At 64.4% G+C, this 11796-nt stretch carries 10 protein-coding genes and 1 pseudogene; 1 reads left to right on the forward strand and 10 read right to left on the reverse strand.

From position 1 onward, the window contains the following. Positions 1-21: 21 nt before the first annotated feature. The 6 genes from OG225_RS17595 to OG225_RS17620 all read right to left on the reverse strand — a co-directional run bounded on the left by OG225_RS17595 (position 22) and on the right by OG225_RS17620 (position 5655). On the reverse strand, positions 22-1257 hold the full coding sequence (locus OG225_RS17595; RefSeq protein ID WP_405182650.1) for a cytochrome P450: 1236 nt from the start codon (positions 1255-1257) through the stop codon (positions 22-24). Between the two features lie 22 nt (positions 1258-1279). Continuing rightward, the gene (locus tag OG225_RS17600; protein WP_405182651.1) at positions 1280-2413 is read right to left on the reverse strand and encodes an NDMA-dependent alcohol dehydrogenase; all 1134 of its coding nucleotides are present in this window, start codon (positions 2411-2413) and stop codon (positions 1280-1282) included. Then, a complete protein-coding gene (locus OG225_RS17605) occupies positions 2410-3270 on the reverse strand; it encodes an SDR family NAD(P)-dependent oxidoreductase (protein WP_405182652.1) in 861 nt (286 codons plus the stop codon). The genes OG225_RS17600 and OG225_RS17605 overlap by 4 nt, the downstream gene beginning before the upstream one ends. A 20-nt stretch (positions 3271-3290) precedes the next feature. Beyond that, positions 3291-4493, reverse strand: coding sequence for a cytochrome P450 (locus OG225_RS17610; protein WP_405182653.1), 1203 nt, complete (start codon positions 4491-4493; stop codon positions 3291-3293). After that, positions 4490-4717, reverse strand: coding sequence for a ferredoxin (locus OG225_RS17615; protein ID WP_405182654.1), 228 nt, complete (start codon positions 4715-4717; stop codon positions 4490-4492). Before OG225_RS17615 ends, OG225_RS17610 begins: the two co-directional genes overlap by 4 nt. Positions 4718-5025: 308 nt before the next feature. Next, positions 5026-5655: a TetR/AcrR family transcriptional regulator gene (locus OG225_RS17620; protein ID WP_405182655.1), complete on the reverse strand. Its 630-nt coding sequence runs from the start codon at positions 5653-5655 to the stop codon at positions 5026-5028. 97 nt (positions 5656-5752) lie between these two features. Between OG225_RS17620 and OG225_RS17625 the strand changes: the two genes are divergently transcribed. Next, positions 5753-6922: a CaiB/BaiF CoA transferase family protein gene (locus OG225_RS17625; protein ID WP_405182656.1), complete on the forward strand. Its 1170-nt coding sequence runs from the start codon at positions 5753-5755 to the stop codon at positions 6920-6922. Positions 6923-6958: 36 nt separating this feature from the next. Here OG225_RS17625 and fgd read toward each other — a convergent pair whose 3' ends face one another. The 4 genes and pseudogenes from fgd to OG225_RS17645 form a co-directional block, all read right to left on the reverse strand. Further along, positions 6959-8014, reverse strand: a complete 1056-nt coding sequence (gene fgd / locus OG225_RS17630) for a glucose-6-phosphate dehydrogenase (coenzyme-F420) (RefSeq protein WP_405182657.1) — start codon at positions 8012-8014, stop codon at positions 6959-6961. Beyond that, positions 8014-9587: pseudogene (gene pgi / locus OG225_RS17635) on the reverse strand (glucose-6-phosphate isomerase). Before pgi ends, fgd begins: the two are co-directional and overlap by 1 nt. Next, on the reverse strand, positions 9584-10558 hold the full coding sequence (gene gnd / locus OG225_RS17640; RefSeq protein WP_405182658.1) for a phosphogluconate dehydrogenase (NAD(+)-dependent, decarboxylating): 975 nt from the start codon (positions 10556-10558) through the stop codon (positions 9584-9586). The pseudogene pgi and the gene gnd overlap by 4 nt, the downstream one beginning before the upstream one ends. A gap of 141 nt (positions 10559-10699) precedes the next feature. After that, the gene (locus OG225_RS17645) at positions 10700-11791 is read right to left on the reverse strand and encodes a phosphotransferase family protein (RefSeq protein WP_405182659.1); all 1092 of its coding nucleotides are present in this window, start codon (positions 11789-11791) and stop codon (positions 10700-10702) included. Positions 11792-11796: the final 5 nt, after the last annotated feature.

Consider the following 11796-nt stretch of genomic DNA (forward strand, 5'->3'; position numbering starts at 1 on the left):
GACAGTTCCTATTGGCGATACTCACCGGGGCTCGCCGTTGCGAACGCGCGGAGTGGGGGTGAACTCCACCGGCACGTAGGTGGGTCCCGAGATGAAGTTCGATGCCAGCCAGGTGGGTTCGCCCGCCAACCGCAAGTCCGGCAGTCGGGTGACGAGACGTCCCATCATGGCCGAGATTTCCAACCTGGCGATATGAGCCCCGAGGCAGTAGTGCGGCCCATGCCCACCGAAAGCCATGTGGGGATTGGGATCTCGGTCCAACACAAGTTCATCGGGGTTGGCGAACACCGACGGGTCGCGATTGGCGGCACCGTAGTAGAGCAATACCTTGTCGCCCTCGGCGATGTCGACATCGCCCAGCCGGGTGTTCTGAGTCGCGGTGCGCCGCTGAAAGATCGCCGGGCTCTGGAAGCGCAGGAACTCCTCGGTCGATGTCGACCTGAGCTCCTCGCTCTCGGCGCGCAGGTGACTCATCGCGCGCGGATCGTCGAGCAACGACAAGACCGCACTGCCCACACAATTGCGCACGGTGTCCCCGCCGCCGTTGATGAGCAGCAGGATGAACATGTTGAAGTCCATGACGTCTATCCGAGTATCGTCCAGTTCAGCGTGGGCGATTCGGCTTGCCAGCGTCTCGTCGGGGTGGTCGAGCTTCGCGGCGTGCAGTTCGGTGCAGAACTTCATCATCTCGACCTGGGCGCCTTGGCGCTGCTCGTTCGTCACCGCATCCAGCGCCGAGTGCATGATCTCGGTCAACTCGTAGAGGCGGACACCGTCCGCGCGGGAGACCCCGAGCAGCTCGGCGACGACGTAGGACGGCAACAGCCCGGCCACCTGAGTCATCAGTTCGCACTCACCGGTTTCGCTGACCTCGTCGAGAATGTCCTCGACCAGGTCATCGATGAAAGGTGCCCAGCGTCCCGCCCCCCGAGGGGTGAATTCGTTGGCGACCAACCTGCGCCATTTGGCGTGCTCCGGCGGATCCATGAACATGATCATCCGCCGCAGCCTGACCAGCGACTCGGGGTCGAGGTCGTACATCGTCATGCCGTTTCGGTTGGCGAACACCTCCGGTAGGCGGCTGGCGTATCTGACGAGCTCCGCCTTGGTGACGGCCCAGAATCCTCGGCCGTCCGGTTCGTCGTGCCAGTACACCGGTGCGTTGTCCAGCAGCCAGTGGTACTGCTCGACGGGGTGCCCGGCGTCGAAGGACGCCGAACTCCACAGATCGATGGGAACTTGCGTGGTGGTGCTCACGTCAGCCTCCGAACAGGTGGTATCAGGTCGTGATGACGCCGCGCAGGATCTCTCCGTTGCGCAGGTCGTCGTAGCCGTTGTTGACCTCATCGAGCGGATAGCGCCGTGTGATGAGTTCCTGGAGCTTCAACTGCCCGCTCGCGTAGAGAGCGGCCAGGTTGGGGATAGCGGTGCGTGGATTCATCGAGCCGAAGATCGTCCCTTTGAGTTCCTTGCTCCACAGCACCAGATCGTGCAGTGCCATGGGGATTTCGGTCTGACTGAACGGCGCTACCCCGACCGCCACGCACGTCGACCCTTTCCCCGTGATCGACATCGCTCCGCTGAGAATGTCGCCGTAGAGAACGCTGGGCGCCACGATCACCCGATCGCACAGCCTGCCGCGGGAAAGTTCTTGAATCAGGGGGCGCGCCTCGTCCACCGATCCCGCGGTGTGGGTGGCACCGAATTCGAGGGCCTTCTTCTGTTTCATCTCCACCGGATCGATGGCCACGATCACTCGCGCCCCGGCCGCGGCCGCGCCCTGAACCGCGTTGATGCCGATACCGCCGATACCGACCACCGCGACGACGTCGCCCGGTCGAGTTCCGGCTCGAACCACTGCCGCACCCCATCCCGTCGGGACACCGCACGACAACAGCGCCGCGATCTCGAACGGGAGTTCAGGATCGACCTTGATCAAGGAGTACTCGTGCACGAGAGCGTATTCGGCGAACGTTCCCAGATTGGAATAGACGTTCGTCTGCTCACCGCGCCACGTATGCTTGGCAATCTCGGACTTCTGCAGCAGGCTGGCGCCCAGGTCGCACAGATACTGACGCCCGTCGACACACGATGGACACATGCCACAGGCGGGCATGAAGCTCGTCACCACGTGATCGCCGACCGCGAATCGCTGGACCGAGGAACCCACTTCGACCACCACCCCGGCGCCCTCGTGGCCGCCGATGAGCGGAAACTGCGACGGCAGCCCCAACGCCAACCGGGTCTTCTCGGGAATCACCATGTCCCCGGAGGACATGTGCTCATCGGAGTGGCACAGACCGGCCGCTTTGATCTCGATCATCACATCCTGAGGACCGAGTTCGCCGAGTTCGATGTCATCGACGATCCATCGTTCACCCACACCGGTCAGCAGTGCCGCCCTGGTCTTCATACAGTCTCTCCTTGATGCAGTCCGGCCGAGGCGATGAACTCTCGGCTTGTACCCAATGCGAGGACTCCGTCGATGTTCGGCCCGCCACGCAGGTGGTGGCCACCGTCGACATTGAGGATCTCGCCGGTGATCCACGCCGATTCGTCCGACAGCAGGAACGCGGTGGCGGATGCCACGTCTTCCCCGGTGCCGATGCGGCTCAGCGGCATCTTGTCGAGGTAGTCCTGTTTGACCGATTCGATCTTCATCAACACATCGGTCGCGTCGGTGGGCACGATGCCGGGCCGAACGGCGTTGACTCGCACGTTGATGACGCCCATCTCGTCGGCCGCCGTTCGCACCAGCATCTCCAATCCGGCTTTCGAGGCGTTGTAGGCAACCATGAATCGATGACTCAAGATCCCGGCGATGGACGAGATCGCGACGATGGAGCCGCCGTCGGATTCGGCGATCGCCCGGCCCGCGTGTTTGATGGTGAGCATCGAACCGGTGAGATTGGTGGCGATGACCGCGTCCCAATTCCGCTTGTCCGTGGTGAGCACGGGGCCGGCGCCGCCGGAGCCCGCGTTCACCACGGCGTGATCCAACCGCCCGGCGTTGCCGCGTGCCGCCTCGACCGCTTCGGCGACCGAATCCTCGTCGGTCACATCGCACCGAGCGGTGTGCACGCCCTGGCCGAGAAGAACCGCGGCTTCTTTGAGCCGGGCCTCGTCACGGCCGCACAGTGTGACGATCGCGCCTTCGGCGACAAGACGTTTCGCGCACGCCAGACCGAGGCCCGAGCCACCGCCGGTGACCAGAACGCCACGCCCCACGAAGCGACGTGGGAACGGTCGCACCTCATCGGAATCCGTCATTTACGTCTTGTCCTTTATCGTTATCGTGAACGCGGGCCGGGGGTGAACCGGATCGGCAGTCGCCGCACGGCCCAGACATCGCCGCCGTCCGGGAAGTATTCGATGTCACCGGCGAGGGTGAAGTCCGGCAACCGGCTCAAGATCTCCGAGATCATCACCTCGAACATGACCTTCGCGTGATGGGAGCCGAGGCAGCGGTGCGGCCCGACTCCGAACGCGATGTGCCGGTTCGGTTTCCGGTCGAAGTCGATCTTGTCGGGATCGGGAAACACCTTGGGGTCGCGGTTGGCCGCCGCATGGGACAGCAGAACCTTGTCACCGGCCTTGAACTCCTGGCCCTTGTACACGCAATCCTTCGTCACCGTGCGGCCCTGCGTCTGCGCGGGCGTATCGTGCCGAAGGAATTCCTCGGTGGCCTGGGGCAGGATCGACGGCTCCCGGATGAGACGCTCGCGCAACTCCGGCTGGCGGATGAGCTGAACCAGCGCGTTGCCGGTCAGCCCGCTGGTGGTATCCATTCCACCGATCAGCATCAGGTGGGCGTAGGTGAAGATCAAATGATCGGGCAGTGGTTCGCCGTCGACTCGACCCTGCATGATCACACTGAGCAGATCGTCGCGAAAGCCCTCGGTACGACGAAGGTTGATCTCCTCGAAGACTGTCTTCACCACGTTGTCCCGAGCCGCCAGCGCGTGTTCGGAGTGACGGTCGTGGATCATCGTGTGGACCCAGCCGACCCAGTCGGCCCAGCGCGTCTCGTCGAATCCGAGCATCTTCAAAATCCAGATGGCCGGCAGCGGTGTGGTCAGCTGACCGACGATATCCGCCTCGCCGCTCTCGATGAACTCGTCGATGAGTTCCGTTGCGACGCTGCGGAAGTACGGCTCGTCCTGTTTGGCCAGTTTCGGCGAGAAGTACGGAACCCCGATCCGGCGGTACTGCGTGTGCAGCGGCGGGTCGCTGTCCAGGGGGACGAACTGCGGCGGCGTGTCTCCGGCGGGTACGTTGCGGCCGGGAGCGCTGCTGAAGGTTTCGACATCATGGTCAGCGGAATACACCGTGTCGTAGTCCAGAAAGATGTAGAAGCCATCGTGCGCCGTGGAATGCGCGATCGGACACTCCGCACGGAGTTCCTCGTAGATCTCGTAGTTGTGCTCCACGAAGTAGTCGGCGTGGTGATCGATGTCGGAAAGAACGTAGTCCCTCGAACGTGACGTGGTCATCTCGGCCTTTCGTATTCATCGGTCGTGCTGTCGCCTTCGACAGAAATCGCCTGTTCTGGACATGCTTGTTGCGCTTCCCGCAACAGTTCGACATCGGTGCGACCGACGCCCGCGTCGACCACGACCGCCCGATCCTCGTCATCGAGGAAGTCGAAGGCTTCCGCCGCGATATCGAGACAGCGGGCGTGTCCACGGCATCGGTGCTGATCAATCTGGACTTTCATGTATTCCTTGAATCCCTACGTGGACATTCAGATATCGCCAATGGCGCCGTGATGCGCTGCGGGGGCCGTTACCGGTGACTTACCGCGGCCGCGCATCCTCCAGGCGCATAACACCCGGTACGGCAGATCCACAGACACGTTGACACTTTTGACTCAATTTGTCCATAGTTGACTCGCGATTGCTCCGGTGCAACGATGCGACAATGTGCGCGGCAGCCGAACGGGACGCCGGTATCGCTGGACAGACGCGGACCGGCGGGTCGGGGGCTGCTCAGCGGCGGCGCGGGTTCACAACGCCCCGGACGGCGTCAGGTGCCGTCGTATGCCGGATCGGGTTCGAGCCCCAGCGCCGGTACCAGAACACGGTGCAGATAGCTCCGCAGAGCATCCTGCGAGCGGGTGACGCCGCTCTCCAGCGTCAGCAAGGAGAGCACGAAGCGCAGCAGAGTCTCGGTCATCTCGTCGAGATCATGCTCCCGTTCGGGCACATACGACAGGACAGGCTCGACGAAATGACGGGCGGTGGCCAATCCGTGGGGACTCAGAATCCGCCTGCGGACCTCATCGCCTTGAACGAACGAGATGACGGGCGAAATCGCCGGGTTGAGAGAGTACTCGCGAAGCGCGGAAAGGCACAGCTCCACCACGAAGCCGGCCGCGGACGTATTCATCCTCGCCGCCGCGATGATTCGTTCGGCGGCGGCGGACGCCGCCATCGTCAGGGCCTCTTGGACGATTTCCTGCTTGGTCTCGAAATGGTTGTAGACGGTCTGGCGAGACATACGCGCTTCACGCGCGATCGCACTGATCGAGGTTCGCTCCAACCCTACGGCGGCCAGGCACCGCGACGCTGCCGCGATGATCCGGTCACGCGGCTCCAGCGGCGGAGCCTGGATATCCCAGGTCGCCCGGTGGTTGCGTGTCTCGGACTCGGCCACAGTTCTCTCCTTCGATACGCCTGAACGATCTAAAGCATCCTTGCAGTTTGTGCTCTTCCCGGTGTGCACGCACCGAACTCACGACAGGAGTTGGCCCATGGCAGGCCCCGTAGACGGAATCAACGTAGTCGAACTCGGCGTGTGGGTGGCGGGGCCTGCCGCGGGCGGCATACTCGCCGACTGGGGCGCGGACGTCATCAAGATCGAACCTCCACGAGGTGATCCGGCGCGCACATTCAGCAGGATGTTCGGCAGCGATGTGGACCTCAACCCGGCATTCGAGATGGACAACCGCTCGAAGCGCAGTATCATCCTCGACCTCAGGGCCCAGGAGGGTCGCGCAGTCGCCCTCGACCTGATCGCGGCGGCCGACGTCTTCCTCACCAACGTCCGGCCGGCGGCTCTGCAGCGCCTCGGGTTGGACTACGAGACCGTTTCCGCGCAGCACCCCCGGCTGATCTACGGGCTGCTCACCGGATACGGCACCGCCGGGCCCGACGCCGACAAGGCCGCCTATGACGTCGCAGCGTACTGGGCCCGATCGGGTATCGCTTCGTTGCTGAGCGGTCCTGGGTCACCACCGCCGTTCCAGCGCAGCGGAATGGGAGACCATCTCGCCGGAATGAACTTGGCGGCCGGGATATGCGCCGCGCTGTACGCGCGCGAGAAGACCGGCGCGGGACAGCTGGTCAGCACCTCGCTCTACCGAACCGGCGCGTACACCGTCAGTTTCGATCTCAACATGTTTCTGCTGACCGGCCAGCCCATCGCCATCGGACAACGCGACACGATGCGCAACCCGCTGATGAACAACTACGCGACCGGCGACGGTCGCCACTTCTGGCTCGTCGGTCTCGAGTCCGACCGCCACTGGCCCGCTTTGTGCCGGGCGGTCGAACACCCTGACTGGCAAGGCGATGAGCGCTACAGCGACGCCGCTTCGCGCGCCCGCAACGCCACCGAGCTGATCGCGGAACTGGACGAAATCTTCGCGACCAAGCCCCTCGACGCATGGGCGCGGATCTTCGACGCGGAACCGGAGATCTTCTGGTCGCCGATCAACACGATCGAGGACGTCCTCGCCGATGAGCAATTCCACTCCGGCGGAGGCGTCGTCTCTGTCCCCGATGACGACGGCACCCTCCCGATGATCGCCACGCCCGTGGACTTCGACGGCACCCCCTGGACTCCCCGGTCCGTCGCTCCAGGACTCGGCGAACACACCGAGGAGATCCTCGCCGAGCTGAAGACAGCGCGGAATCTGTGACCACTCGCACCAGCGCGAGACTATCGCGCGGGAACGCTAACCCGTTGTGCTGTCAACTGTTTCGGACGGAACGCGCGGAACCGTCCGCGCGCCGCGAGCACGCAGTTTCGGCAGGATATCCTCCGCGAACTGCCACAGGAACCGTTCCTGATCGTGGCCGGGTCCGTGGAAGACCAGGTGGTTGAAACCCGCGTCGAGGTACTGCCCGATGCCCGCGACCGCCTCCTCCGGGTCCGACGCGACGATCCAGCGTTCGGCCATCTGATCTATCGGGAGCCGGTCCGCGAGTTCTCCCATCTCGAGCGCGGAACCGACGCTGTGCTTCTGTTCCGGCGTCAACGACAGCGGAGCCCAGAAGCGGACGTTCTCCAACGCCTTCCCGGCGTCGCGATCGTAGGAGAGTTTGATCTCGATCATCTTGTCGATCGCGTCGACATCGCGTTCGGCGAGCGCTGCCCCCGCGGCGAGGGCCGGGAGCAGCTTCTCGTTGTACAGCGGCATGCCTTTGCCGGACGTGCAGATGAACCCGTCACCGACGCGACCCGCGTACTTGGCGACCACCGGGCCGCCCGCCGCCACGTAGACGGGGACCGGCTCGTCGGGGCGATCGTAGATGTTGGCGTTGACGGTGGTGTAGAAGTCGCCGTCGAAGGAGACGTCGGATTCGGTCCACAGTTTCCGCATGAGGGTGACCGCTTCGCGCAGGCGGGCGAACCGTTGTCCGAACTCGGGCCAGGGGCGGCCGGACACGGCGGTCTCGTTGAGCGCTTCGCCGGTGCCGACGCCGAGTATCACGCGCCCCTCCGACAACAGCGACATCGTCGCGAAGGCCTGTGCGAGAACCGCGGGGTTGTATCGGAATGTCGGGGTCAGCACGCTCGTTCCGACCTGCAAGCGACGAGTCCGCTCGATGACCGCGGCCATCCACGCGGGCGCGAAGGGCGCGTGGCCACCCCGATGCCGCCACGGCAGGAAGTGATCGGAGGCGAAGACGCTGTCGAATCCCAACTCCTCCACGCGCACAGCGAATTCGACCAACTCACGCGGACCGAACTGTTCGGCTGATGCTTTGTAGCCAATCTTCAACCGCATTACATTCCAGCCTTCCGATGATGCATATTTCGATCTCGCCGATAACGACGGATGAGGGCGTTGGTCGAACTGTCACGGCGTGGTTCGCCGTCGGCTCGGATCTCCCCGCAGGATTTCCGACGCCAGAACCTTTCCCAGTTCGACGCCCCACTGATCGAACGAGTTCACCTGCCAGATCCAGCCCTGGGTGAATACCTTGTGCTCGTATACGGCGACCAGCTGTCCGAGCGTGTACGGGGTCAGCCGCGAGACGAGCAGCATGTTGCTGGGCCGGTCGCCCGGGAAGGAGCGGTGCAGGTCGACCTCGCCGGATTCGTCCACGGAGTCGGACCTGCCGAATGCCAGGGCCTCCGACTGCGCGAAGAGGTTGGCCATCAGCAGGTCATGGTGCTCGCCGAGGTCGTGTTCGGGGGTGAGGACGCCGATGAGGTCGCACGGCACCACATCGGTGCCCTGGTGCAGCAATTGAAAGAACGCGTGTTGTCCGTTGGTGCCGGGTTCGCCCCAGATGATGGGCGCCGTGCGGGCCGCGACGGGTCGGCCGTCGCGGCCAGCTGATTTCCCATTGCTCTCCATCTCCAGTTGTTGGAGGTAGGCCGGCAGGCGCGCGAGACGTTGATCGTAAGGGAGGACCGCAGCACCGGGATATTGCGGCGCAGGGGCGCGGTACGGGAATGGTTGTCCATGGCGTGTGCGCCCGCGAGGAACTCCGAGAAGTAGGCGGGTCCGATCGCGATCATCAGCGACAAACCGATCGCGGAGTGCACGGAGTAGCGCCCCCGACCCAGTCCCAGAACTCGAACATATTGTTCGGGTCGATTCCGAAGGCCACGACCTCGGCGCTGTTCGTCGAAATCGCGACGAAGTGTTGTTCCACCGCCGCGGAGTCGGCGATGGATGACAACAGCCACCGTTTGGCCGCGCGCGCGTTGGTGAGGGTTTCGACGGTCGTGAACGTCTTGGACGCGACGATGAACAACGTTGTCGCGAGGTCGAGATCACCGATGGCGCGGGCGAGGTCGTGACCGTCCACATTCGAGACGAACCGTACGTCGACAGCGACTCCGCCGAACTCGCGCAAGGCCTGACAGGCCATGGCCGGGCCCATGTCCGAACCGCCGATCCCGATGTTGATCACGGTCCGGATCGGCTCGCCCGTCGCGCCGAGCCACCGCCCGGAACGGACGCGATCCGCGAAGTCCGCCATACGGCGGAGCACCGCATGGACCTCCGGGACGACGTTGCCGCCACCGGTCTCGAATACCGCGTGCGGCGGCGCCCGCAACGCGCTGTGCAGCACCGCGCGCCCCTCTGTGACATTGATCGGCTCGCCCGCGAACATGGCATCGATGCCACTCGCGAGTTGACGCTGCTCAGCCAATCGAATGAGCAGATCCATGGTGCGCGCGGTCACGATGTTCTTCGAATAGTCCAGGACCACACCGTCGTACTCGACCGTCATCGACTCGGCGCGGTCGGCACGATCGTCGAACAGTGCGCGAATCCGGGTTCCGCCGACCTCGCGGCGATGTCGCTCGAGTTCGGCCCATGCCGAAAGGGATTCGGTGGTCACCTTGCCGCGCTTTCGTTGTGGCTGCCGAATTCACTCCGCATCGCCGAAAGGGCCTTGTTCGCGTATTCCGCTCCGCCGCGGGAATCGAACCGCTCCCACAGCGCCGCGGCCAGGACGTGGGCGGGGACTCCCTCGTCGATCGCGGCGCGCACCGTCCACCGTCCCTCCCCGGAATCGGCGACGTGACCGGAGTATTCGCCGAGTTCGGGACTGCGAGTGACCGCGGTGGCGGTGAGATCCAGCAGCCAGGAGCTGATGACGCTTCCGCGTCGCCACGTCTCGAGAATCGAGGCGATGTCGAAGTCGTATCGGTAGAATTCCGCGTCGGCCAGCGGGGCCGTCTCCGCGTTCGCCGACCGCTCGACCGCGCCGATATCCGCGTTGCGCAGAATGGCCATTCCCTCGGCGAGCACGGCCATCTGACCGTATTCGACGCCGTTGTGCACCATTTTGACGAAGTGCCCGGCACCGGCGGCCCCGCAGTGGACGTAACCGTACTCGGCCTGAGCGAACGCCCCGGCACGGCCCGGCGTGCGGGTGACCGATTCCGGGCCCGCCGCCAACGCCAGGAAGATCGGATCCAGCACGGCGACGGCTTCGGCATCGCCGCCGATCATCAGGCAGAATCCTCGGTCGAATCCGTGCACCCCGCCGGATGTGCCGACGTCGAGATAGTGGATACCGTTTCCGGCCAACCGCTCCGCCCGCGCGATATCGTCGCGATAATAGGAATTGCCGCCGTCGACCACGATATCGTCGGCGGACAGCAGGGACTCCAGTTCCACGACCACCGCTTGGGTCAGCGCGGCGGGCACCATCAGCCACACCACCCGAGGCGGGTCCAGTTCGGCGATGAGGTCGGTCAACGTGGCCACTCCGGTGATGCCCTCGTGTCGCAGCCGCTGGACGGCGTCGCCCATGGGCCACCTCACGATCAATTGCGACTGCCGCTTTTCAGGCAGTCGATGCACGAAATCATGCAGCGCTGGCAACGGCTATGTCGATCTTCGCGCGCAGCGAGATGTCATCCCCGCGAACACGACTCATCACTCCGCAGCCCCGGGACGGTCCCCTCACAGGCCTGCGACAGCTCCGCGGGTACCGTTCGGCATCTACCCTCCGGACAGATCGCGGATCAAGTCGAGACTGCCGAGTTCGCGAATGGCTCGGGTACCACGTTCCAGCATGGTCACCATCATCTCGGCGCCCCGATCGGTGTAAGCCGAGTAGGCGGTGCCGAGGCTGACGACCAAGGGAATCTGGAGCAAACCGAGCCGGTAGTCCTGCCAGCACTGGGCTTCGGCGTATCCGGAGACCCCGTGAGTGAGCAATGCCGTGTGATAGCGGGCGACGAGGTCTCGCTCGACCTCGGAACGAATGTCGGCGAGCAGCCCCGTCGCCACGAAGTAGGCGAGATCGCGCGCGGGCAGCCCGACCGTCACCGTTTGCCAGTCGACGACGGTCACGCGGCGGCTTCCTGACCCGAACAACAGATTGTCGAGGCGGAAGTCTCCGTGGAGCAGGCAATAGCGATCGGGCTCCAGCATGAGCCAGTCGGCGACCAAGGCACCGGCCTCGCGCAACGTCCGTTCGGCGTCGGCGGATATATTCGCACCGATCTTCTCGATGGTCGTCTCCGCGGCCATCGTGGCCACCCGCCCCAGCATGGCCGCTCGCTGCTCATCCGGTTTCGGCATGGTGACACCGGAGAAGTGCAGCAACTCCGGATCGCACCAGCGCGGACCGTGGAGTCCGGCGAGGGCCTCCACAGCCAGACCTGCGTCGTCGACCCCGCAACCGGCAAGTTGGTCGCCTTGCACCGCGGGAGCGAGATCTTCCATCAGAAGAACGAATTCAGTTCCTTCCGAAGCGATCTCGCTGTGGAAGCAATGCGGCACCGGCGCTCGCACGGTCTGGGCGACCTGGGTGTAGAAGGCATGCTCGGCGCGGTAGCTCGGCGATACGCGAGCGCGAACCTCCTCGTCCTGGTAGGGCAATTTGACCACGAAGCTGTCGGGCAGCGAGGGTGGCCGGTTCTCGTACTCGACAACGGTCCGGTAGGTCGCGCCGGTCTGCCCGGTCCCCACCTCGGCCACCTCGACCTCCGTGACGGTCACCGGTGCGTCCGGACTACTCAGAACCGTGGACAACCAACTCGCGGTGATGTCATCGGGTGTGGCCGGGATCGTAGGTGTGGCGTTCATGATTG

This window comes from Nocardia sp. NBC_01377 (genome assembly GCF_045040005.1).
GTDB classification, from domain to species: domain Bacteria; phylum Actinomycetota; class Actinomycetes; order Mycobacteriales; family Mycobacteriaceae; genus Nocardia; species Nocardia noduli.

Excerpts from the sequence above, each read along its gene's own strand:
- OG225_RS17645 (WP_405182659.1), bottom strand. The coding sequence starts at position 11,791 with ATGAACGCCACACCTACGATCCCGGCCACACCCGATGACATCACCGCG.
- OG225_RS17605 (WP_405182652.1), bottom strand. The coding sequence starts at position 3,270 with ATGACGGATTCCGATGAGGTGCGACCGTTCCCACGTCGCTTCGTGGGG.
- OG225_RS17615 (WP_405182654.1), bottom strand. The coding sequence starts at position 4,717 with ATGAAAGTCCAGATTGATCAGCACCGATGCCGTGGACACGCCCGCTGT.
- OG225_RS17610 (WP_405182653.1), bottom strand. The coding sequence starts at position 4,493 with ATGACCACGTCACGTTCGAGGGACTACGTTCTTTCCGACATCGATCAC.
- fgd (WP_405182657.1), bottom strand. The coding sequence starts at position 8,014 with ATGCGGTTGAAGATTGGCTACAAAGCATCAGCCGAACAGTTCGGTCCG.
- OG225_RS17600 (WP_405182651.1), bottom strand. The coding sequence starts at position 2,413 with ATGAAGACCAGGGCGGCACTGCTGACCGGTGTGGGTGAACGATGGATC.
- OG225_RS17625 (WP_405182656.1), top strand. The coding sequence starts at position 5,753 with ATGGCAGGCCCCGTAGACGGAATCAACGTAGTCGAACTCGGCGTGTGG.